This is a genomic window from Amycolatopsis cynarae (assembly GCF_026802195.1).
In the GTDB taxonomy this organism is placed as follows: domain Bacteria; phylum Actinomycetota; class Actinomycetes; order Mycobacteriales; family Pseudonocardiaceae; genus Amycolatopsis_E; species Amycolatopsis_E rhizosphaerae.
In genome coordinates this window covers 3,100,421-3,121,352 of sequence record NZ_CP113836.1, presented here as the reverse complement: position 1 = coordinate 3,121,352, position 20,932 = coordinate 3,100,421, and the positions used below count along the sequence as shown (strand labels likewise).

Genomic DNA, 20,932 nt, shown 5'->3' with positions numbered 1-20,932 from the left:
GTCCCGGTCAGCGCGGCGGCACCACCATCACCGGGCACCCCGCCCGCTGCGCCAGCGTCCGGCTCGTCGACCCCAGCACCATCCCCGGCAGACCGGCCCGCCCCCGCGTCCCCACCACCACCAGGTGCGCCCGCTCACTCCACCGCAGCAGATGATGCCGCGGCCGGTCCCGCACCACGATCCGCTCGAGAACCACCTCCGGGTACCGCTCCCGCCACCCGGCCAGCCGTTCCGACAGCGGACGCCGGTCGTCCTCACGCCGCGGCTCCCACTCCACCGGCCGCATCGCCGGCGCCGTCGCCGTCCGGTACTCGGCGTCACTCGACGCATGCAGGGCCACCAGCGGCACATCCCGGCGCGCCGCCTCGTCGAACGCCAGCCCCACCGCCCGTTCCCCCGCCTCGGAACCGTCCACCCCGACCACCACCGGGCCCGGGCGGCATCCGCCCCGCACGACCACCACCGGGCACCCGGCCCGCGCCGCCACCGTCAGCGCCGGTGACCGTGTGTGCCGGGCGACCGCACTGCTCCTGCCCGAGGCCCCCAGCACGAGCATCCGCGCCACCCTCGACCACTCGAGCAGCAGCGGCACCACCGACTGTTCACTGCTCTCCGCCCGCACCCCCACGCCTTCGCCCTCCGCGACGGACACCGCCCGCGCGAGCGCACCGGCATCCTGCCCCGCATGCACCAGCATCACCGGCAGATGCCGCTCCCGGGCCAGCCGCGCCGCCCACCGCACCGCCACCAACGCCGTCGCGGACGCGCTCACCCCGACCACGATCTCGTCCGCCATCGCCGGTTTCCTCTTCCCCGGAAAAACACGAAACCCAGAAAAGCATCAACCCCGGAGAAAAAGGGGACGGGGCGGCCCCGAGCCGCCCCGTCCCAGGAGCCTCCGGGCGGACAGTATGGCCCCGACCGGCCGTCACAGACGCTCCTCATCCCGGGTGGTGAGTCCCCGATCGACATCCACCCGGATCATGCTGATGCCCCGAACACCTGCACGTGCCATCGAGTGTGCGCCAAAACTCGCCGTCATGCATATGGCTGAAAGTCCCTAGTTCGAATTGACCGCGGACCCCAATGCCGCCGCCTCGCGTGGAGGTGCTTGTGCGGCCGTCAGGCCGTCTTGATCGCACCGCCGTCGATGACGTGATCCGCACCGGTGATGCTGCCGGACAGGGGTGAGGCCAGGTAGGCGACCAGGGCGGCGACTTCGGCGGGCTCCACGAACCGGCCGGTGGTGACTCCCATCCCGGCCGGCAGCTGGACCAGGAGTTGCGCGTGCGGCACGCCCATCGAGCGCGCGAGCTCCGCGCCGTAGCCGTCCGGGGACTCCCACATGGAGGTGCGCACGGGGCCTGGGGAGACGGTGTTCACTCGTACGCCCAGCGGGCTGACTTCCTCGGTGAGCGCCTTGCCGAACGCGGTCAGGGCGGCCTTCGCGGTGGTGTACGGCATCGGCCCGGCGTGCGGCATCCGGGCTCCGTTGGACGAGATGTTCACGATCGCGCCCTTCCTCCGCAACAGGCTGGGCAGTGCGGCACGAGTGGTGCGGACGGCGCTGAAGAAGTTCAACTCGAACGTCCGGTGCCATTGTTCGTCGTCGAAGGTGGCGAAGCCGCCGGTCTGGCCGCCGTCGCTGTCGCCGCCACCGACGTTGTTGACCAGCAGGTCGATATCCCCCAGCTCGGTCAGTGCCCGCTCGACGAGCTGGGCGGGGCCCTCGGCGGTGGCGAGGTCGACCTGCACCGCGATCGCGTCGGATGCGGCCAGCTCCGGCGGGGCGGTGCGCGAGCCGGCGACCACTCGCATGCCCTCTTCGAGCAGCGCGGTGACGACGGCCAAGCCGATGCCACGGCTGGCACCGGTCACCAGGGCAGTCTTGCCAGCCAGTTGAACGTCCATCTCTTGAACCCTCCCAATCGCATCACAGAAGATGTCACTTACTTCCTAGTTGGAACAGTAGTGTTGCAACTAATGGTACGCAAGGGACTCTCCTGTAGTGTTTTTTCGTGACGAGGAGGTAGTGGTGACACAGCAGGAGCAAGCACGTCCGGCCGGACGCGCGCGCCGGGCGGACGCCGAGCGCACGGTGCAGGCGATTCTCGAGGCTGCCGAACGTGTACTGAGCGCCGATCCCACGGCGTCCATGGAGCAGATCGCCGCGGCGGCCGGCGTGGCCAGGACCACCGTCCATCGACGGTTCGCCACGCGCGACGCGCTGATCGACGAGCTGACCGGCTGGGCCGCCCAACGGTTCGCCGAAGCGGTGCATCACGCTCGCCCGGAGACCGCACCACCTCTGGTCGCGCTGTACCAGGTGACCGCGAACGTGCTGGACGTCAAGATCGGCTGGGGGTTCGCGATGAGCCGTATCTTCTCAGCCGATCCCCAGGTCGCCGGGGTGCACGCCGGAGTACGCGAACAGTGCGACCGCCTCTTCCTCAGGGCGCGCGACGCCGGGGTGATCCGAACCGACGTCGATCTGGACTGGGCCCGCCGCGTCTACTACGCGCTCATTCACGAAGCGACCCAGCAGTCCGAGCCGGCGGACACGGACGCGCTCGCCACGCTCGTGGTCGACACGCTGCTCCGGGGAATCGGCGCCAACGGCGGGCTCTGAGCTGTCCGGAGAGGTCCGGGTGCCTGGGCCTCAGCCTGTTGCTCAAGTTGGGGTGTGACCGAGATACGCGTCAAGGCAGCTATTGGACGAAGGGGGCCTCGGCCAGGCCACCTGAACCAGGCCCGGCCGGTGTCGTGCTTCCAGAAGGTTGGCGTGGACCGAGTAAAGGACGGGTGTGTGATGTCGGCGGCCATTTCGTTGAGGGGGCAGCGGGCTGGCTGCCCCCTCAACGCTCGAACAGACGATTTGTGCCTTGTGGGGTCAGACGGTCAGTTGATCGAGGATGCTGACCAGCTTCGCCGGTTTGAGTAGAAACCCGACGTGGCTGGTGGCCAGGGTGTGCACGTCGTACGGATTGTCGGGTGTCAGCGCGTCACACTCGGCGATCAGACGGTCCTGCATAGCTATGGGAAGCGACCGGTCGTCGGTGAGACGGATGTAGGTGCGGGCGATAGTGCCCCAGGTCTCGGCATGGCCTCGGGCCTCGGACATCATCACCGCCAGGGACTCGTCAGGCTGCAGGATGTTGAGGAAGGCCCGGAACTGTTCGTCGGTGCCGTCGGCCATGATGGCCGCCTTGAGGGCGGCGAGCATGACCGGGTCGGCGGTGCGGTAGTTGGCCCGGCCGACGCCCAGTTCAGCTGGGTTGCCAACGTTCAGTGGGGCCAGTGGGGCCAGGAGGTTTTCACCGAACTCGGGCTCCTGCATGTACTCGATGGGGTTCGACCGTTGCACGCACGACCATGCAGAGATGTAGACGAGTCGGTTCACCAGGTCAGGGACCGTGTTGCCCACCCCGGTGATGGTGGTCCCGCCGAGGCTGGCGCCCACCAGTACGACCGGCCCGTGCTCGGCTACTCGTCGGACGACGTCGACGACCATGTCGATGTTGTCCTGCAGGGTGACTTTGGCCAGTGTCGACGGCTCGGCCGCCCATGCGTCGAGGTTCTGTGGGGCCTGGTAGGCGGCTGGGTACTGGGCGTCGAAGCCGTGTCCGGGCAGGTCGACGGCGAAACTGCGATGGCCGAGCAGTGCCAGTTCGCGCTGGACAGGGGCCCACATGAACGAGCTGGCGCCAGAGCCGTGCACGAGAACGAAGGTGGTACTCGCATCGCGAGCAGGCCGCGGGCGGGAGAAGTTGCTGGAGACGGATGTCATAGGGGTCAGTCCAATGTCCGGTGGGCGGCACGGCAGGCATGCCTGTTGGGGCGATGCCAGCACGGTGAGCCGCCGAGCTGGAGGAGGAACGCACGCACCTGTCACCAGGTGCGTCGCAGTTCAGTGGCCGGGCGCACAGGCTGGTGGAAGCGGCGAACCAGCGTGTGCCTTCCCCTCACGGGCAGCACATAGCGTGGAAGCACCCACCAGCGACGGTGCGCGTCGACGGTCAGGGCTGAGCGATACCCGCAGGGCAATGCCATGAGACCGCGATGGTCTCCTGCGGGTTCCTCAACTGGCGCCGGTCGATGAGCGACTCGGCGGCATGTGTCTTAGGCGGTCCGGACCCGGACGAAGATGTAGGACATGGGTGGACCCTACCGGATCACGGGGCAGCGCCGAGGTCGATGCTCCTCCTGTCAAGAGCAAGGGCGCGGTGGAGCGAGGGCCGTTGTGCGCGATCGGGCAGGGCATCGCTGTTTCAAAGGCGGTCGCGCATTGGAAGCTCCAGGCCACCTCCAAGAGGGCTCGCGATGTCCGGGCCTATGTCACCGAGCCAGAACCGGGCAAGCTCGTCGAAACCGACGCGAACTCCAGCACGGTGACGACGTGGACGGTCCAGGAAGCCGGTGACGGCTCGCTGGTCCGCATCGAGACCAGTTGGCGAGGCGCCGGTGGCATCGGGAGATTCTTCGAGAAAACGTTCGCTCCGGCGGGCTTGAAGCGCATCTACGACGGCGTTCTGGACAAGCTCTCCGAGGTTGCAAAACAGTCCTGGCGGGCTTGACTCCGCCTTCCGGGACACGAATGCCGCGCTGCCCCGTCGCAGCGGCATTCGTCGTGTTCCGCGGAAAATTCAGACCTGCACCAGGCGGGCCGGGAAACGCCAGTGGCGATGGCCCCCACCGTTGGATCGTGATGCGAATCAGCCGTAGCGAGGAACAGACAGCCGCGGATCAGTACCGATCCATCGTTTGCGGCTGGTGACACGATCCTTGCCGGCACCCCAGGTCCCGGCCAGGCCCGCCAGCTGAAACGCCCCTACTTCCCCTCTGGCCGTAGCTTCGGGAGGTGGCGTCGGAACCACCTGGTCAGGCCCGCGTCCACCTCGCGCGCGAGCGGCGACTGCGGTGCGGGCTCGATGCCGGGCTCGTCGGCGAGCGGATGCGCCAGTCCGGGGATCGACAGCAGTTCCGACGGGCTCCCCAAAGCGTCGACGAGGTGAAACGCGTCGGCCCGCAGCGCGGGATCATCCAGTTCGCCGCTCACGACCAGTAGCGGCGCGCGCCCGGCGATCGCGCCCGCCCTGGCGACGAAGTCCAGGCTGTCGACGGCCTCCTCGGACTCGGCGTCGTACGGGTAGTCACCCGGGAACAGGTCGACGACGGAACGCATCCGGATGGCGGCGTTCACCACGGCGCCGGCGAAGACCGGGGTCTCGGTGTCGGCAAGGATCCGCAACGCGACAGCCCCGCCCAGCGAGCCGCCGAGCACGCCGATCGGGCCGTCGCCGACCGGAAGCTGCGCACGGATCGACGCCAGCGCGGCCGGGAACTCCTCGGTCGCCTGCCGGACGAACGGGTACAGAGCGGCCATCAGGACGTCTTCGCGGAGCAACGCCAACCCGGCGTCCATGCTGCCGTCGACCATGCGCGCCCCGCACATCGGCATGCCCAGGTGCACCCGCCACGCGGACAGGTCGTTCATGGGCAACGCGGCGGCGAACGCGGCGTCCGACCTCGGCGCGTCCAGCATGTGCCAGGTGACGATCAGCGGCGCGGGGCCGTCGTGGGCCGGTGGCAGGGCGGTGAACGGCACTCCGGCCGCCGTGCCCGTGAGAGGTGAGGTCATGGCGGCCACGGTAGGTCCGCGGCCGGGTACCGGGAACCGGTTACGCCACCAGCGGAACCCGCGTGGCGTTGGCAGTGAAGGGTCCCTTCACAGTCGATTCGACCGTGAAGGGACCTTTCACGGCTCGCCTCATACCCTCACGGCAAGGTGACTCGGTCAGGCGGTGCGGAAGAAGCGGTCGAGTACGCGGGTGCCGAAACGCAGGGCGTCGACCGGGACGCGTTCGTCGACGCCGTGGAACAACGCCGAGAAGTCCAGATCGGCCGGCAGCTTCAGTGGGGCGAAACCGAAGTTCCGGATGCCCAGTGACTGGAAGGCCTTCGCGTCGGTGCCCGCCGAGAGCATGTACGGCAGCGTACGGGCGCCTGGGTCTTCGGCCAGCACGGCCGCGGTCATCGCGTCGACCACCGCGCCGTCGAAGGAGGTCTCGACCGGCGGGAGTTCCATCCATTCCTTTTCGATGTCCGGGCCGAGCAGTTCGTCCAGTTCCCGGTCGAACGCCTCGATCCGCCCGGGCAGGATCCGGCAGTCCACCGACGCCTCGGCCACGGACGGGATCACGTTCGCCTTGTAGCCCGCGGTGAGCATGGTCGGGTTCGCGGTGTCCCGCAGCGTCGCCCCGATCATGCGGGAGACGTTGCCCAGCTTCGCCACCGCGCCTTCGAGGTCGTCCTCCGGGAAGTCCCAGCCGGTGATTTCGGTGACCCCGGCCAAAAATTCCCGCACCGAATCGGTGAGCACCAGCGGGAACCGGTGGTTGCCGAGCTTCGCGACCGCTTCGGCCAGCTTCGTCACGGCGTTGTCGCGGTGGATCATCGAGCCGTGCCCGGCGGTGCCGCGCACGCGCAGCGTCATCCAGCGGATGCCCTTCTCCGCTGTTTCGATTAGGTAGGCGCGCACGTCGTCGCGCAGGGTGATCGAAAAGCCGCCGACTTCGCTGATCGCCTCCGTGGCGCCCTCGAACAGTTCGGGCCGATTGTCCACCAGCCACTGGGCACCGAACTTGCCGCCCGCCTCCTCGTCGGCGAGGAAGGCGAAGATGATGTCGCGCGGCGGCACGATGCCGTGCCGCTTGTAGTGCCGGGCCAGTGCCAGCGTCATGCCGACCATGTCCTTCATGTCCACCGCGCCGCGGCCCCAGACGTAGCCGTCCTGGATGGCACCGGAGAACGGGTGCACCGACCACTCGGCCGCATCGGCCGGGACGACGTCGAGATGGCCGTGGACCAGCAGCGCGCCGCGGCTCGGGTCGGCGCCGGGCAGCCTCGCGATCACGTTGTGCCGGTTCTTGCCGCCCGACTCGACGTAGGTGATCTCGTAGCCGACCTCGGTGAGCTTCTCCGCCACGTACTCGGCGGCCTCCCGCTCACCGACCAGGGTGGCCGGGTCGCCGGTGTTCGTGGTGTCGATGCGGATCAGTTCGCTGGTCAGCGTGACCGCTTCGTCTGCCGCTGTCTCGATCAGGTTGGGTTCGCTCACCCGGCATTCCTATCATCATCAGGCGCCCGCCAGCCGTGTGATCCCATAGGCCAGTGCCGCGACCACGCCCGCCGCAGGGAAGGTGAGCAGCCAGCCGAGCACGATGTCCCGCGCCACGCCCCACCGCACGGCCGACAGCCGCCGCGTCGCGCCCACCCCCATCACCGCCGAAGTGATCACGTGCGTGGTCGACACCGGCGCGGCGAACACGAACGCGGTCAGGTACAGCACCGACGAGCCCACGGCCTCGGCCACGAACCCGTGCGGCGGGTCGAGCGGGAAGACCCGCCGCCCGAGCGTGCGCATGATGCGCAGGCCGCCGGAGTAGGTGCCGAGCCCGAGCGCCGCGGCGCACAGCAGCGTGACCCAGATCGGCACCGTGTACAGCTGCTGGTAGCCGCTGGCGACGAGGGCGAGCACGATGATGCCCATCCCCTTCTGCGCGTCCTGGAGCCCGTGCCCGAGGGCGAGGCTCGCCGCCGAAACGACCTGCAGCCGCCGGAACGTGTGCCCCACGCGGTGCTGGTTCCGGCGCCGCAACGCCCACAGCACCGACACCATCGCCGCGTAGCCGAGAACCAGCCCCACCACCGGCGACAGCACCATCGGCACCAGCACCTTCGCCACCACCCCGCCCCAGTGCACGGTCCCCGCCGAGGCCAGCGCGGCGCCGACGAGCCCGCCGACGAGGGCGTGCGAGGAGGAGGACGGCAGGCCGAAGTACCAGGTGATCAGGTTCCACACCACCGCGCCGAGCACCGCGGCGAACACCACCGACAGTGCCGCGGTGCCCTTGGGCGGATCGATCAGGCCCTTCGCCACCGTCACCGCCACCCCGGTGCTCAGCAGCGCGCCGAGCAGGTTCATCACACCGGCCAGGATCAGCGCGCCGCGCAACGACAACGCGCGGGTCGAGACCGCGCTCGCGATGGCGTTCGAAGCGTCGTGGAAACCGTTGGTGTAGTCGAAGAACAGAGTCAGCAGGACCACGCCCGCCACCGCGGCCGCGGTCCCCATCAGGACTCCTTGACCGCGATGGTCTGGATGACGTCGGCGACGTGTTCGAACGAGTCGGCGGCCGATTCGAGCCGGTCGACGACCTCCTTGGTCTTCATCACCGTCAAGGGGTCGCGGACGTTCCGGCCGTCTTCGCCCTCCCCGTTGAACAGCACCGCCAGCAGGCGCCGGTACACGCCGTCGGCCTGGTCCTCCAGCTCGTTGATCTCCTCCCAGTAGGCGCGCAGATCCGCGACCTTCCGCAGTCCGGGCATCGCCTCCGCGGTCAGCGCGGCGGCCCTGGCCAGCAGTTCGACCAGGGTGGCCACCCCGTCGGGGAAGTCCTCGATCCGGTAGAGCACGGCCAGGTCGGCCGCCTCGTCCATGTCGTCGAGCACGTCGTCGATCCCGGCCGCGAGCGCCTGGATGTCCTGGCGGTCGAACGGGGTGATGAACGAGGTGTTGAGCTGCATCATGATTTCCTGGGTGGCGTCGTCGCCGAGGTGTTCGGTGTCGTGCATCAGCTGCGCCACCCTGGGCCGCTCGGCCTGCGGCACGCTGATCAGTTCCGCGAGCAGCCCGGCACCGGTGACGAGGTTGCCCGCGGCGCCGGTGAGCAGGTCGAAGAAACGGGTGTCGCGGGGTGTCAGGCGCACAGCGGTCCTTTCAGGCTCGGCTTCCGGCCCCGGTGGCGAACTCGCGCAGACGACCGGCCGGGCTGTGCGGTGCCAGCGGCGGTGTTTCCAGGCCGGCGCCCTCCCGCAAGCCGCGCAGGAACTCCGCAAGGGCGTCGGTCGCGGAATGCCGGGGCGTCCAGCCCAGTTCCGTGCGCGCGCGGCCGGTGTCCATCAGCGGGAGCCGCAGCACGGTGGCGAACAGGCCCGGTGTCGCGGGCACCGCGTGCAGGCGCCAGGCGGCGGACAGCGCGGTGCGCACCAGCCGGGCGGGCACCGGAACCCGGCGGGCGCCCAGCAGGTCTGCCAGCACCCGCGCGTCGATCACCGGGTCGGCGGCGAGGTTGAACGCGCCCCTGACGTCCGTCAGCGCCGCGAGCCGGTACGCCTCCGCCGCGTCGTCGGTGTGCAGTGCCTGCACGCGCAGCCCCGGCACGTCCGGCACCAGGGGCAGCAGCGACGGGCGCAGGAGGCTGCCCGGGACCAGCGGCCCGGCGAACAGGCGGCGCTGTTCGGAGGCGGACTCCCGCTTGAAAAGGAAGGCCGGGCGCATCCGCACCACGCGCACGGCCGGATTGCGCGGCTCCCAGGCATCGAGACAGCGCTCCAGATAAGCCTTCTCGCGCGGGTAGGCGGCCTCGGGCCAGCCGTGGGTCGGCCAGCCTTCGCTGACGGCGCGGTCCTTCGGGCCCGGCGAATAGGCCCCTACCGACGAGGCGTGCACAAGGGCCTTCACCCCGGTGCGGGCGACGGCCTCGAACACGTTGATGCTGCCGAGCACGTTGGCCCGCCAGGTGGTCACGGGGTCGTGCGTGGGCTGGAACAGCCACGCCAGATGGATCACCACGTCCGCCCCGCGCAGCAACCGGTCCATCTCGCCGGTGGCCACGTCGGCCACTTCCCAGCGCAGTTTCGGGCGGGACCAGGCGGGGCGGCGGCGGGCGATCCCGACGATCGAGGAGACCGCGGAATCGGCCGCCAGCGCCTCCACCACGCTCGTCCCGACGTTTCCGCTGGCCCCCGTGACGACGATCCGCAGCCCATCAGCCATGGCGACCGGCTACCCGTTCGGCACCGGCCCAATCACGGTTTGGCTTCGGCCGCACCGGGCAACACGACGACGACGGGGAACGACTCTGGAGAGGCGGGCAGTATGAGCACACCGCGGCAACAGCAGGAGCCGCCGGGCAGTACCGGGGCGATGCGGCCGCAGCCGCGCGACAGCATGGCGGGCTACCTGGGTCGCGACCTGCTGCGGGACCGGCGTGCACTGGTCACCGGGGGCGACTCGGGGATCGGGCGGGCGGTCGCGGTGGCCTTCGCGAAGGAGGGGGCCGACGTCGCGATCGCCTACCTGGAAGAGCATTCCGACGCGGAGGAAACCGCGAAACTGGTGCGGGAGCAGGGCCGCGAATGCGTGCTTCTGCCGGGGGATCTCGCCCGCGCCGAGCACTGCGCCGAGGTGGTGGCCGAGACCGGGCGCTCGCTGGGCGGCCTCGACCTTTTGGTGAACAACGTTGCCACCCAAGAGGAACTGGACTCGCCGGACGACCTCACCGACGAGCACTGGCTGCACACCTTCGACGTGAACATCCACAGCTACTTCCGGGTGACCCGGGCGGCGCTGCCGATGTTGGGCGAGGACAGCGCGATCATCAACACGGCCTCGGTGAACGGGTTGCGGGGCAACAAGAAGCTCATCGACTACTCGGCCACGAAGGGCGCGGTCATCGCATGGACGTATGCGATGGCGCAGGCACTGGCGCCGCGTGGCATCCGCGTCAACTGTGTCGCGCCGGGTCCGGTGTGGACGCCGCTGATCCCGTCGACGATGTCCGAGCAGCACGTGGAGAAGTTCGGGCAGCACGTCCCCCTGGGCCGTGCCGCGCAACCGGACGAACTGGCACCGTCCTATGTGTTCTTCGCCGCCGACCGGCTTTCCTCGTACTACACGGGAGAGGTGCTCGCCGCGCTCGGCGGCGAGACCCTGCCCGGCTGAACAGGGGTGTGTGATGGACCAGGAACGATCCGAGCAGCAGGAAAACCTCGAACTGGCACCGGAACCCGAACCGCTGGAGGATCCGGTGCCCTGGCGGGCGGAGGATCCGGACTACGCCCGGGAACCGGACAGCGAGGAATCGGGCGGCCAGTTCACCCCGTCGCCGGGCTCCCCCGGCGCCGCCGATCAGGAACGTTTCGAGCATCCGGCGGGCGGGGCGGAGCAGCAGTCGCTCCACGTGCGCCGCCCCTGATCCGTTTGCTCGGTCACGATCACGGGAACTCCGGTGACACGGGAACAGACCTTGGAGGTGCGACTCCCATGCCTGGACGTGAAGTACTGCCCAGTACGTTGCGTCGCTCGCCGAAGAAGGCCCAGGAGACCTGGATCAAGGCGCACGACTCGGCCGCCGAAAGCTACGGCGACGGCCGCCGTGCCCACCAGACCGCGTACGCGGCGCTCAAGCACAGTTACGAGAAGGTCGGGGACCACTGGGAAGAGAAGGGCCACAAGGGCCCGTCGGACGCACAGGCGAAGGGCGGCGCCGGGCGGCGCGGCAAGCAGACCGCTGGCGGCGTCGACGCCGCCGCCAGCAAGGAACACCTGTACGAACTGGCCCAGCGGCTGGACATCAAGGGCCGCTCCTCGATGAGCAAGTCCGAGCTGGTGAAGGCAATCCAGCGGGCCAACACCCGCGAAACAGCCAAGTCCCGCGGCAGATAGGCAACCACCGCCCCGGCCGCGGAGCGCGCCGGGGCGGTCAGTCCGGTGATCGTGGGACTCGCGTGCCGGGTCAGGCGGTCAGCGGTGGCGGGGTGTGGCGTTCGATGGAGCGCCGGGCGGGCAGGGGGACGCGCCAGTCGAGCCGGGCGCCGACGCTGCGTTCCAGTTTCGCCAGCACGTGCCGGGCGGCCGACAGCGCCGCCTCCTGTTCGGCGGCGGTCGCGCCGCCCTGGGCGAGTTCGAGCAGTTTGATGCCCTGGGCGATCAACGCGCGTTCGTCGGCGGTGAACCGGGACGCCCGCAGCTTCTCCGCCGCCTCCCGGGCCGCGGCCCACGCCTTCGCGGCCGCGTCGGTGGCCGCGATGAACTGCTTCGCCATGGCTTCCGGCGGGAAGGTGTCGGTGTGCAGGGCCATGGCCTCGTGGAAGGCGTCGATGAACCGGCCGGTCGACGGGACCTCCGGGTCCGCGAGCGCGGGCAGCCGCAGCACCTGCAGCGGATCGGACTCGTACGCACCGTACTCGCCGGCGATCTCGCCGTAGCGAGCGCGAGCCTCGTTCCAGCGGTCCTGCAAGGACTTCCGGGGTGGCGGCGAAGTCGGGGCGGAGGCTGGGAACGGCGGGCGGTTCGGTGCCGAACGCGAGTGCGCGTGCCACCGGCGGTGCAGTGCCGCCCGCGAGTACATCGACAGGACCACCCACAGCAGCACGAACAACGGCCAGAGCAGTGGCTGCAGATCCAGCAAGGGCATCATGGAACGGCTCCCTCGGCCACGCGGCGCTTTGCCTCCATCATGCGCCTGCTCGGGTCGCTAGGTGTGCTTCCCGCCGCGGTATTTCCCGAAACCCGCTGGCTCGCCGTATCCGCAGTTCCCTGCTGGCGTCCACGTCCGTGCCCACCGGTTATCCGGCCGGCGCCGGTAGCCCTGAGGGACCCGACCCGTACATCGACCGGGAGCGGTTCCGCGCCGCCCTGATGGCCGCGACCCAACGGCCTGTCGCGGCGGCCGCGTTGAGTGAGAAGTGCAAGGCCGGGCGACCAGTCGCTTGCGCGGGCGTTGCGGCGCAAGCACGCTGGAACCGTGTCGAAGATCAACGCGCTGCCCAACGTTCCCCGTTGGGCTGTCCTCGCCGCCCACATCGTGCCCCTCGTCACCCTGCCCTCCGGCCTGTGGCGAATCGCCCAGGTCGCCGGGTTCCCGGTGGCCGAGCAGCTGGGCCGGACCGGCCGTGAGGTGGTGGTGGCCGTCGCGCTGACCTTGGTCACCGAAGGCCTCGCCCTGCTCACACTCGGATTGGTGCGGCCATGGGGCGAGATCGCACCCCGCTGGCTCCCGCTCATCGGGGGACGGCGGGTGCCTACGCTCGCGGCGGTGATACCGGCACTGCTCGGGGCGGCGATGCTGGGCGCCATTGTCGGCTGGTTCGCCTTCAGCCAGGCGGCAAGCCTGATCGGGCGTGTCGCCCAGACCACGGCCCAGCAGGTGGTACTCGTGGTCTGCTACGCCCCACTGCTGGTCTGGCCACCCCTCCTGGTGGCCACGACCGTCGCGTACTACCGGCGCAGGAAGAGCGGCTTGGCACTCCTGGCGCAGTGACTGGCTGACCCGCCGGCGAAAAGCCGCAGACCCGGCAGTGGCGGACTCAGGGCCTGCGGCTCTTCCGGCGGATCTTGATCTGGCGCATGTCGGTCACCGCCGTGCGCAGCAGGACTCGTGGGTGAACGCGCCTGCCTCGGTGAAGGCGGATGTGCAGGCGCAACTGCCCGGACGGCGAGGTGACCGGGCTGCTCGCGCGACGCAAAAAGGGACACCCGGCAAGGGTGCCCCTTTTCCGCGGTGCCGATGGTCAGGTGTTGTCGCGCGCGGCGCTGATGTCGCCCAGCGCCGAATGCGGGTCCTTCTCCACCGCGGCGTCCCCGAGGGACAGAATGCCGACCGGTTTGCCCTTTTCCACCACCGGAATGCGGCGCACCGAGCGCTGCCGCATCCGGGAAATCACCTCGTCGGCCGTCTCGTTCGGCTCGGCGGTCACTATTTCGCTGCTGCACACGTCGGACAGGTGCAGGTTCGACAGGTCGTCCCGTTCCGCCAGGCCCCGTACCACGATGTCGCGGTCGGTCACGATGCCCTTCAACTGCTCGCCCTCGGTGACCAGGACGTCGCCGATCCCCTCGTCGCGCATGCGCTGTGCGGCCTCCTTCACCGAGGCGTCGGGCGGCATGCTCACCGCCGGAGTCGTCATGATCTCGCGGACCGTCTGTGCCATGATCGCGTACCTCCTTCGTCGGGCGTTCCAGCTCCTAACGTTCCCGGCGTCCCCGCCCCCAAACCGTCCGCGCTGCGCGGCACCGGTGTTGTGACTAATCTGGCCGATGCGACCGGATCAGGTGATCATTTTTCAACGAGCCGAGTGGGTTGAGTGCGGGCCCGCGAGGTATCCGACCATGTGACTATCCGAAGCCAGGGAGGCGCAGAGCGGTGCGTGAGGCGCTGTGACCGGCGATACCGGGGTCCTCGGTCCTGACGGGGCGCCCAGGCTCGGCATCAGCCTTCTGCCGACGGTCCACGCGGCGCGGGACGCGCGCGCGTTCGTGTCGGACGCACTGCGCGGCTGGCGGGTGCCCGCCGCGGCGGCGGGAGACATCCTGCTCGCCGCGTCCGAGCTGGTGACCAACGCGGTGGAGCACGGCCGTGGCGAGGTGTCGGTGGAGCTGGAACGGGAAGGCTCGCGCATCCGGCTCAGGGTCGGTGATCACGCCACCGAACGGCCGGTGCTACGCAAGCCCGACGCCCGGTCGCCGCGGGGCCGTGGGATGGCGCTGATCGATGCGCTGAGCGCGGCGTGGGGTCACTACCCTCGCGCCGTCGGCAAGTGGGTGTGGGCGGAGTTCCGGCTGGACGCCTGAGCGGGAGCGGGGGTTCAGGCCGGGGTGGCCCACCGGCACAGCAGAAGGCAGACATCGTCGTCGTGCTCGTCGGCGCCCAGCATCTCACCGAGAATGCGGTCACCGGCCTCGTCCGGGCCCAGGGTGGCGGCGGCGCGGAACACGCCGGACAGCCGGTCCAGGCCGGTGTCGATGGACAGCCCGCGGCGTTCGACCAGGCCGTCGGTGTACAGCAGGATGGTCTCGCCCGGACGCAGGAGCGTGTCGTACTCCCGGATTTCGAAGTCGAACGGCACGCCCATCAGTGGGGCGCTGGGTTCGTCGAGGGGCCGCACGGCGCCTTCGTGGCCGGCGACGAGCACGGGCAGGTGCCCCGCGTTGGCCCAGCGAACCCGCCCGGTGCGCACGTCCAGGTCGATCACCACCGCGGTGGCCAGCAGCGGGCTCCGCCAGCCGCGCAGCAGGTGGTGGGTCAGCCGCAGGGTTTCCGCGGGGCCGTGCCCTTCGGCGGCGTAGGCCCGCAGTGCGTTCTGCAGTTTTCCCATGATCACCGCGGCGTCGAGCCCGTGCCCGGTGACGTCCCCGACGGTCAGCACCGTGCTGCCGTCGGCGCGGGTGAAGGCGTCGTACCAGTCGCCGCCGACGTTGACGCCACGGGCGGCGGGCAGGTACCGGGCGGACAGCCGCAGGTCCTCGGGGTGCTCGAGGGTGGGCAGCATGGCCATCTGGAGGCGTTCGGCCAGTTCCCGTTCCCGCTCGTACTCGTTGGCGTTGCGCAGGCCGACGGCGGCGCGGGCGGCGACCGCGGAGGCGAAGGCGAGGTCGTCCTCGGCGAATCCGGGCTCGCCGCGGCGGAGTTCGAGCACACCGAGCAGGTTCGGCCCGACGGCGAGCGGGACCAGTAGCCGGCCGGGGGCGGTCACCGGCCGGCGGGTGGTCAGCACGCGTTTGACGTCCTGGCCGGGCACGGTGCCGTTACGCGGTTCCCGGGTCAGCCGGTGGTCGTCACCGAGGATCCAGACCGCCGCGGAGGAGGCCACGCCTTCACGCTGGACGAGCCGGACGAGCGCCTCCGCCACCTCCCTGCCGAGCAGGGAGGCCGAGACGGTCCGGCTGACCTCGTCGAGGAACGCCGACCGCTGCCGCTGGCGCTCCACCTCCGTGTGCAGGGCGAGCAGCCCCGCATTGGTCTGGGCGAGTTCCGACCGGTGCATTTCGAGTTCCCGCCGCTGCCGCTCGATGACCTTCCGCAGTTCCTGGATCGCCCCGTCGTGCTCCCGGCAGTCGCTCATCGGGCACCGTCCCCGGTGACCGCCAGCACGCACGCGTCGTCCCGGCCGCGGCCGTACTGCCCGAGGATCCAGGCGGCGACGACGGCGGGATCACGACTGAGCAGCCCGGGCGATTCCTCGATGCTCCATCGGTCCGACACGCCATCAGTGTGCAGGAGCAGCCAGCTGCGCGCGGACCAGGAGTCCACGGTGTCCGGCGGGCTGCCCGCGTTGGCCGCGCCGACGATCCCGGGCCGCGACAGCAGGCGCTGCGCCGGGGCGCCGGGGCGGGCGTAGCCGCGGGCGGAGATGTTGCCGATGCCGCAGAACCGTAGGCGGCCCTCCCCGGTGGCGAACTGCGCGACGGCGACCGTTGCGCCACGGGTGCGGGTCAGGGCGGTTTGCATCGCCCCAAGAATACGGGCCGGGCGCAGCCCCGCATGGGAAGCGAGGGTGTCGACGGCCAGTTGGCTGGCCGTCGCCGCCGCTTCGCCGTGGCCGAGACCGTCGCTCAGCCCGACCGTCACCGTGCCGTCACCGGTGGCGACGGCCCACATGTCCCCGCAGGCGGTCTCCCCCGGCGCGGTCAGGCGTGCCGCCCCGATGCGGAGCCCCGGCGGGGGCGGACGCCCGGTGCGCCAGCGGGCGAGCAGCACGGTGCCGCGCCCGGTCATCGAGTAGATGTCGAAGTCGTCGGCGGCGCGCCGGATGGCGCCGAGCCCGGTGCCGAGCGTGCCGGTGGTGGAGAACCCGTCCCGCATGCTCTGGTCGATGCGGCCGATACCGGGACCGCGGTCGGCGGCCAGCAGGTCAAGGCGGTCCGGCGCGATCACGGCGGTGAACACGCCCCGGGTGGCGTGCTTGATCAGGTTCGTGGCCAGTTCCGTGGCGGCGAGGGCGACGCGATGCACCTGCGCGCTGGGCAGCCCGGCCCGCTGGGCGGCCGCCGCGGCCAGCCGCCGCGCCCGGCCCACGTGGCTGTCCTCGGAGACGACCAGATCGGCCCGGATCATGGCTTGCGGCGGGTCGACAGGGACAGCTCGATGCGGGTGCCCTTGCCGGGTACGGACTCGATGCGGAACCGGTCCGCCAGCCGTCGCGCCCCGCCGAGGCCGAGGCCGAGGCCGGAGCCGGTGGTGTAGCCGTCGGTGAGGGCGAGCTCGATATCCGGGATGCCGGGACCGGAGTCGACGAAGGTCAGCCGGACCGTGCTGGTCGATCCGGTCTCCTCGACCACGATCTCGGCCTGCCCACCACCGCCGTAGACCAGCGCGTTGCGGGCCAGTTCGCTGGCGGCGGTGACCAGTTTGGTCTGCTGCACCAGGCTGAAGCCCGCGGTCACGGCGGCTTCCCGCGCGGCCTGGCGCACGAGCACGATGTCGGGTTCGGTCTTGATCGCCACGATGTTCGTGGGCGAAACGCGTGTCACCGCAGTTCCGTCCTGGCCGGGTCGTCGTGGGGAAGCAGCGCGAGCCCGGCCTCCACGGACAGTGCGGTGCGCAGTCCCGGCAGCATGAGCCCGAGCTCGACCAGGGTGATCGCCACGGCGGGGCGCATCCCGACCACGACGGTCTTGGCGGCCAGCAGCGAGGTGGCGGCGGCGATGTCGTGCAGTGTCTTGGCCAGGAACGAGTCGACCACGTCGAGGACGGAGATGTCGATCAGCACCCCGCGGGCCTGGTGCTCCACGACCTGCTCGGTGATCTGCTGCTGCAGTTCGGTGACCGAATAGTCCAGCAGCTCGTCCTGGATGGTGACCAGCAGCACGCCGTGCAGGTTGATGACGGGGACGCCGGACATCAGACGACGCCGGGTCCCGAGCTGACGACGGACAGGCCGAGCCGGGTCAGCGCGTAGTGGAACGCGTCGGCCAGGCGGGCGCGGGTCGCCACCTCGTCGAGATCGATGCCGAGCTGCACCATGGTGTGCGCGATCTGGGGCCGGATACCGCTGATCACGCACTCGGCGCCCATCAGCCGCGCGGCCAGCGCCGTCTTCAGCAGGTGCTGGGCGACCATGGTGTCCACGGTCGCCACCCCGGTGATGTCCAGGATCGCGACCCGGGCCTGCTGGTCGAGGATCGCCTGCAGCAGGCTTTCGGTGGCGACCTGGCTGCGCATGCTGTCGAGGGTGCCGATGAGCGGGATGGCCAGGACGCCCTCCCACAGCTTGATCACCGGGGTGGACAGCTCGGCCAGTTGCTCACGCTGGCTGGCGATGGTGTCGCGGCCCGCGGTCAGCGCCGCGTCGAGCAGGATGAGACCGAGGGTGTCCACTGCGCTGCTCAGCAGCACTGCACCCTCGGTCCGCTCGTCGGGTCCGAGGTTTTCCTCGGACCACATCCGCAGCAGCGGGTCCTTCAGTGCGGCCATCTGCCTGGCGGTCTGCGTGATCAGCGTCGAATCGTGATCCTGTTGCGCCGCAAGGGCTTCGAGCAGAGTGCGCAGATCGCTGAAGCCTTCACCCGCCGGATTGCCCGCGTCGCCGGCCAGCACGGCGCGCCGCAGTCCGGTCAGCACCTCGCCGCCGTCGAGAACGGCCTGCTCGTAGTCGGCGCCGCCGATCTGGAAGAAGGGAACACCGGACCATTCGGTGACGATGCTTTCTCTGCGCCGTCCGAGAAAGTCACCGACAATGGCAGTGGTCTCCCGGTCTGAGGTTGCGGTCATTGCTCCCATGCTTCCAGCGCCGCGGCCCGGTGTGGTCCGCCGGATGTGTTTTCCGCTTCGCGGCCAAGCTAGGGCACCGGGCGCCGGAGGACAACCGCAGGGGGCCCGGTCAAGGGCACGGGAGGGAAAGGTATGGAAAACGACGGGACGATCGGACGCGGCGCCGGCACCACGATCACCCGGGTCGAGACGGACGACGGAACGGAGGTGGGCCGGATCAGGCTGTTCGGCGAGATCGACCACGCCGAAGCGGGACGGCTCGACGAGGCGGTCCTGGAACTGCTGGACAAGGGGGTGGACCGGCTGGTGGTGGACTTCGCCGAGCTGTCCTTCTTCGATTCGGCGTGCCTCAGCGCTTTGGTGCGGGCGCGAGCCCGGGCGGAGGAGCACGAAACGGCGATCGTGCTGGAGAACGTGAACCGGTACGCCCACCGCATCCTCGAACTCACCGGCCTGACCGGTGCGTTCACGATCAAGGCCGAAAACTAGGTCGTGGCAAGGGAAACGGGGGGCCAGGCAATGCGCGCGGCGGATCTGGTGGCACAGACCCGGCGGGAGCTCAAGGCGACCGCCAACGCGATCAGCGATCATCGCTTTCTCACCCTGCTGGCCACGGGTGCCGTGCCCCACGAGCGGCTGCGGGCGCTGGCCGCCGAGCAGTACGGCATCGTGTACAGCGACCGGCGCAGTTTCGCGCAGCTCGCCACACGGTTCCCGGCAGGCCCCGCGGGGGACTTCTTCCTCGGTCTCGCCGAGGGGGAAGGGATCGCGCTGGGCAGGCTGGGCACGCTGGCCGCGTGGCTCGGCCTGGGCGAGGAGGATCTTCGCGCCCATGAGCCCCATCCCGGCGCGCAGGCCTATCCGGCCTACGTCGCGTGGCTCGCCCTCAACGGTTCGCGGTCGGCGGTCGCACTGGCGTTCGTCGCGAATCTCGCCGCGTGGGGCAGCAACTGCGGCACGGTGGCCGCCGCACTGCGCGAAACCTACGGCGCAAGCGAGGAAGCGGTGGGATTCTTCGAGTTCTTCGCCGCACCCGCGAAAGGATTCGAAGACCACGCGCTGGCGGTGATCGAGCAGGGGCTCGCGGAGGGGGATTCCCCGGTCCTCGCGCGCCGCGCGACCCGGTTGCTGCAGTCCTTCGAGCTGTCCTTCTGGGACGCGCTCGCGGAAGGTCTGTGAATGCCGGGCCTGAGTGAGCGGTTGCGGGCCGCGGCGGCGAAGATCTGGCAGGCCCAGCACGAACATCCGTTCGTGCTGGGCATCGGGGACGGGACGCTCGGCGAGGAGCGGTTCCGGTGCTGGCTCCGGCAGGACTACGTGTTCCTCGTCGAGTACGCGCGGCTGCTGGCCCTGGCCGCCGCGCGCTCTCCCGACCTGGCCACGATGACCCGTTTCGCCGATCTGGGGTACGAAACGCTGCACGAGGAGATGGACCTGCACCGCGCCTATGCCGCCGAGTTCGGCATCACCCCGGACGAACTCGCCGGTGAGGTGCCCTCCCCCACCACGCGCGGCTACACCGACTTCCTGCTGCGCAGCGCGGCCGTCGGTGATTTCGCGGACCTGCTCGCCGCGCTGCTGCCGTGCATGTGGGGGTTCAACGAGATCGGGCTGAGCCTGGCGGGGCGGGCCGCACCCGCGCGGTCTGCCTACGCCCGCTGGATCGCGATGTACTCCTCGGCGGAATTCACCGCGCTGGTCGAGTGGTTGCGCGACCTCACCGACCGGATCGGCGAAGGGCTGCCACCCTCGGCCGAGGCGCGGCTGCGCGAGATCTTCCTCGCCAGCAGCCGCTACGAACTGGCGTTCTGGGAGATGGCCTGGCGCCGCGAAACCTGGCCGCGGTAGGACCTACGAGTCCTCCACCTCGACGAAGGGCCGCAGTTGTTCGCGTGCGCAGCGGATGCGGATGCGGGGACGATCCACTGTGGACACTTCTGTCCATGGCACGAACAGGGAGCGGCGGCCCAGCCAGCGGAACAGCGCGGTCAGCGGCCACGGCCCGGCCATCGCGTCACGGGTGTAGCCGAGGCGGTCGCCGATACCGGCCTTGCCGCATTCGAGCCCGGCCAGCTCGAACCGCGGGGCGTCGTCTTCGTCTCCGGGGTGCTCGTGCCGGAACACCAGGTCGTGCACCCGCCCCACATCGCGGCCCCGCGGGTCGAGCACCCGGCAGCCGATCAGTTCGGCCCCCCTCATCGCCGTCCCCCGGGGATGCGCTCGATGATGTGCCGCCTGGTCCACTCCCGCATGTGGTCGACGGGCAGTTCCGACGCGGCGACCCGCAGCCGCACGCGGCGCCGGTCGAACTTCGCCACCTTCTCGATGGGGATGCGTGCCGGATACGGGTCGTCGCCGGGGCGCATGCGGCGTCCGACGGCGCTCCACCAGGTTCCGATCCGGGCTCCCATGCGGGGTCCGAGCGCGGTCGGGCCGCACAGCAGGGCGGTCACCACGGGCGGGCCCCCGTCGGCGGGCACGTCCAGCTCGATGTCGTCGACCTTGCCGACCTCGCGGCCGTCGCGGTCGAAGATCTGCCGGTCCCACACCATCTCGTTGGCGGTGACGATGTCGGTCTCACGCTGCATGTCCGCTCC

27 protein-coding genes are annotated in these 20,932 nt (G+C 70.3%); 10 read left to right on the top strand and 17 right to left on the bottom strand.

All coding sequences use genetic code 11. The annotated features are described in order from the left end of the window. Positions 1–7: 7 nt before the first annotated feature. Both ORV05_RS14940 and ORV05_RS14935 read right to left on the bottom strand, forming a co-directional pair. A complete protein-coding gene (locus ORV05_RS14940) occupies positions 8–796 on the bottom strand; it encodes a universal stress protein (protein ID WP_268759097.1) in 789 nt (262 codons plus the stop codon). Positions 797–1,122: 326 nt separating this feature from the next. Next, positions 1,123–1,911 (bottom strand): oxidoreductase, encoded by a 789-nt coding sequence (locus ORV05_RS14935; RefSeq protein ID WP_268759096.1) that lies wholly within the window; start codon positions 1,909–1,911, stop codon positions 1,123–1,125. 124 nt (positions 1,912–2,035) lie between these two features. On the opposite strand from ORV05_RS14935, the gene ORV05_RS14930 reads away from it, so the two are divergent. Next, positions 2,036–2,629, top strand: a complete 594-nt coding sequence (locus ORV05_RS14930; RefSeq protein ID WP_268759095.1) for a TetR/AcrR family transcriptional regulator — start codon at positions 2,036–2,038, stop codon at positions 2,627–2,629. Positions 2,630–2,890: 261 nt separating this feature from the next. Here the strand turns inward: ORV05_RS14930 and ORV05_RS14925 are convergent, their stop codons facing one another. Continuing rightward, positions 2,891–3,718, bottom strand: a complete 828-nt coding sequence (locus ORV05_RS14925) for an alpha/beta hydrolase (RefSeq protein ID WP_268759094.1) — start codon at positions 3,716–3,718, stop codon at positions 2,891–2,893. Positions 3,719–4,157: 439 nt separating this feature from the next. Between ORV05_RS14925 and ORV05_RS14920 the strand changes: the two genes are divergently transcribed. Then, a complete protein-coding gene (locus ORV05_RS14920; RefSeq protein ID WP_268759093.1) occupies positions 4,158–4,574 on the top strand; it encodes an SRPBCC family protein in 417 nt (138 codons plus the stop codon). A 254-nt stretch (positions 4,575–4,828) separates the two neighbouring features. Here the strand turns inward: ORV05_RS14920 and ORV05_RS14915 are convergent, their stop codons facing one another. The 5 genes from ORV05_RS14915 to ORV05_RS14895 form a co-directional block, all read right to left on the bottom strand. Further along, positions 4,829–5,638, bottom strand: a complete 810-nt coding sequence (locus ORV05_RS14915; RefSeq protein WP_268759092.1) for an alpha/beta hydrolase family protein — start codon at positions 5,636–5,638, stop codon at positions 4,829–4,831. A gap of 156 nt (positions 5,639–5,794) precedes the next feature. Further along, the gene (locus ORV05_RS14910) at positions 5,795–7,117 is read right to left on the bottom strand and encodes a M20/M25/M40 family metallo-hydrolase (RefSeq protein WP_268759091.1); all 1,323 of its coding nucleotides are present in this window, start codon (positions 7,115–7,117) and stop codon (positions 5,795–5,797) included. 18 nt (positions 7,118–7,135) lie between these two features. Continuing rightward, entirely contained in the window at positions 7,136–8,134 is a 999-nt protein-coding gene (locus ORV05_RS14905; protein ID WP_268759090.1) for an inorganic phosphate transporter, read from the bottom strand. Then, positions 8,134–8,769 carry a DUF47 domain-containing protein gene (locus ORV05_RS14900; protein WP_268759089.1) on the bottom strand — a complete coding sequence of 212 codons (636 nt, stop codon included), beginning with the start codon at positions 8,767–8,769 and terminating at the stop codon, positions 8,134–8,136. The genes ORV05_RS14905 and ORV05_RS14900 overlap by 1 nt, the downstream gene beginning before the upstream one ends. Positions 8,770–8,779: 10 nt before the next feature. After that, positions 8,780–9,838: an NAD-dependent epimerase/dehydratase family protein gene (locus tag ORV05_RS14895; RefSeq protein ID WP_268759088.1), complete on the bottom strand. Its 1,059-nt coding sequence runs from the start codon at positions 9,836–9,838 to the stop codon at positions 8,780–8,782. A gap of 102 nt (positions 9,839–9,940) precedes the next feature. On the opposite strand from ORV05_RS14895, the gene ORV05_RS14890 reads away from it, so the two are divergent. The 3 genes from ORV05_RS14890 (at position 9,941) to ORV05_RS14880 (ending at position 11,509) form a co-directional block, all read left to right on the top strand. Then, the gene (locus ORV05_RS14890) at positions 9,941–10,786 is read left to right on the top strand and encodes an SDR family oxidoreductase (RefSeq protein WP_268759087.1); all 846 of its coding nucleotides are present in this window, start codon (positions 9,941–9,943) and stop codon (positions 10,784–10,786) included. Between the two features lie 13 nt (positions 10,787–10,799). Continuing rightward, positions 10,800–11,039 (top strand): hypothetical protein, encoded by a 240-nt coding sequence (locus ORV05_RS14885; protein WP_268759086.1) that lies wholly within the window; start codon positions 10,800–10,802, stop codon positions 11,037–11,039. A gap of 68 nt (positions 11,040–11,107) precedes the next feature. Next, the gene (locus ORV05_RS14880) at positions 11,108–11,509 is read left to right on the top strand and encodes a ChaB family protein (RefSeq protein ID WP_268759085.1); all 402 of its coding nucleotides are present in this window, start codon (positions 11,108–11,110) and stop codon (positions 11,507–11,509) included. A 70-nt stretch (positions 11,510–11,579) separates the two neighbouring features. Here ORV05_RS14880 and ORV05_RS14875 read toward each other — a convergent pair whose 3' ends face one another. Then, positions 11,580–12,263, bottom strand: coding sequence for a hypothetical protein (locus ORV05_RS14875; protein WP_268759084.1), 684 nt, complete (start codon positions 12,261–12,263; stop codon positions 11,580–11,582). Between the two features lie 327 nt (positions 12,264–12,590). Between ORV05_RS14875 and ORV05_RS14870 the strand changes: the two genes are divergently transcribed. Then, the gene (locus ORV05_RS14870; RefSeq protein WP_268759083.1) at positions 12,591–13,106 is read left to right on the top strand and encodes a hypothetical protein; all 516 of its coding nucleotides are present in this window, start codon (positions 12,591–12,593) and stop codon (positions 13,104–13,106) included. A 250-nt stretch (positions 13,107–13,356) separates the two neighbouring features. Here ORV05_RS14870 and ORV05_RS14865 read toward each other — a convergent pair whose 3' ends face one another. After that, complete coding sequence (locus tag ORV05_RS14865) at positions 13,357–13,776, bottom strand: CBS domain-containing protein (protein ID WP_268759082.1); 420 nt, start codon at positions 13,774–13,776, stop codon at positions 13,357–13,359. Positions 13,777–14,002: 226 nt separating this feature from the next. On the opposite strand from ORV05_RS14865, the gene ORV05_RS14860 reads away from it, so the two are divergent. Continuing rightward, positions 14,003–14,416 carry an ATP-binding protein gene (locus tag ORV05_RS14860; RefSeq protein ID WP_268759081.1) on the top strand — a complete coding sequence of 138 codons (414 nt, stop codon included), beginning with the start codon at positions 14,003–14,005 and terminating at the stop codon, positions 14,414–14,416. A gap of 14 nt (positions 14,417–14,430) precedes the next feature. Here the strand turns inward: ORV05_RS14860 and ORV05_RS14855 are convergent, their stop codons facing one another. The 5 genes from ORV05_RS14855 to ORV05_RS14835 are packed head-to-tail and all read right to left on the bottom strand — an operon-like array spanning position 14,431 to position 18,335. After that, complete coding sequence (locus ORV05_RS14855; protein ID WP_268759080.1) at positions 14,431–15,687, bottom strand: PP2C family protein-serine/threonine phosphatase; 1,257 nt, start codon at positions 15,685–15,687, stop codon at positions 14,431–14,433. After that, a complete protein-coding gene (locus ORV05_RS14850) occupies positions 15,684–16,679 on the bottom strand; it encodes an ATP-binding protein (protein WP_268759079.1) in 996 nt (331 codons plus the stop codon). The genes ORV05_RS14855 and ORV05_RS14850 overlap by 4 nt, the downstream gene beginning before the upstream one ends. Beyond that, positions 16,676–17,095 carry an anti-sigma regulatory factor gene (locus ORV05_RS14845; protein ID WP_268759078.1) on the bottom strand — a complete coding sequence of 140 codons (420 nt, stop codon included), beginning with the start codon at positions 17,093–17,095 and terminating at the stop codon, positions 16,676–16,678. The genes ORV05_RS14850 and ORV05_RS14845 overlap by 4 nt, the downstream gene beginning before the upstream one ends. Beyond that, entirely contained in the window at positions 17,092–17,466 is a 375-nt protein-coding gene (locus ORV05_RS14840; protein WP_268759077.1) for an STAS domain-containing protein, read from the bottom strand. Before ORV05_RS14840 ends, ORV05_RS14845 begins: the two co-directional genes overlap by 4 nt. Next, positions 17,466–18,335: an STAS domain-containing protein gene (locus ORV05_RS14835; RefSeq protein WP_268759076.1), complete on the bottom strand. Its 870-nt coding sequence runs from the start codon at positions 18,333–18,335 to the stop codon at positions 17,466–17,468. Before ORV05_RS14835 ends, ORV05_RS14840 begins: the two co-directional genes overlap by 1 nt. 132 nt (positions 18,336–18,467) lie before the next feature. Between ORV05_RS14835 and ORV05_RS14830 the strand changes: the two genes are divergently transcribed. The 3 genes from ORV05_RS14830 to tenA are packed head-to-tail and all read left to right on the top strand — an operon-like array spanning position 18,468 to position 20,183. After that, positions 18,468–18,824, top strand: coding sequence for an STAS domain-containing protein (locus ORV05_RS14830; RefSeq protein ID WP_268759075.1), 357 nt, complete (start codon positions 18,468–18,470; stop codon positions 18,822–18,824). Positions 18,825–18,854: 30 nt separating this feature from the next. Next, a complete protein-coding gene (locus ORV05_RS14825; RefSeq protein ID WP_268759074.1) occupies positions 18,855–19,514 on the top strand; it encodes a thiaminase II/PqqC family protein in 660 nt (219 codons plus the stop codon). Then, positions 19,515–20,183, top strand: a complete 669-nt coding sequence (gene tenA / locus ORV05_RS14820) for a thiaminase II (protein WP_268759073.1) — start codon at positions 19,515–19,517, stop codon at positions 20,181–20,183. A gap of 3 nt (positions 20,184–20,186) precedes the next feature. Here the strand turns inward: tenA and ORV05_RS14815 are convergent, their stop codons facing one another. Both ORV05_RS14815 and ORV05_RS14810 read right to left on the bottom strand, forming a co-directional pair. Further along, positions 20,187–20,534 carry a hypothetical protein gene (locus ORV05_RS14815; RefSeq protein ID WP_268759072.1) on the bottom strand — a complete coding sequence of 116 codons (348 nt, stop codon included), beginning with the start codon at positions 20,532–20,534 and terminating at the stop codon, positions 20,187–20,189. After that, positions 20,531–20,923 carry a hypothetical protein gene (locus tag ORV05_RS14810; RefSeq protein WP_268759071.1) on the bottom strand — a complete coding sequence of 131 codons (393 nt, stop codon included), beginning with the start codon at positions 20,921–20,923 and terminating at the stop codon, positions 20,531–20,533. Before ORV05_RS14810 ends, ORV05_RS14815 begins: the two co-directional genes overlap by 4 nt. Positions 20,924–20,932 lie beyond the last annotated feature (9 nt).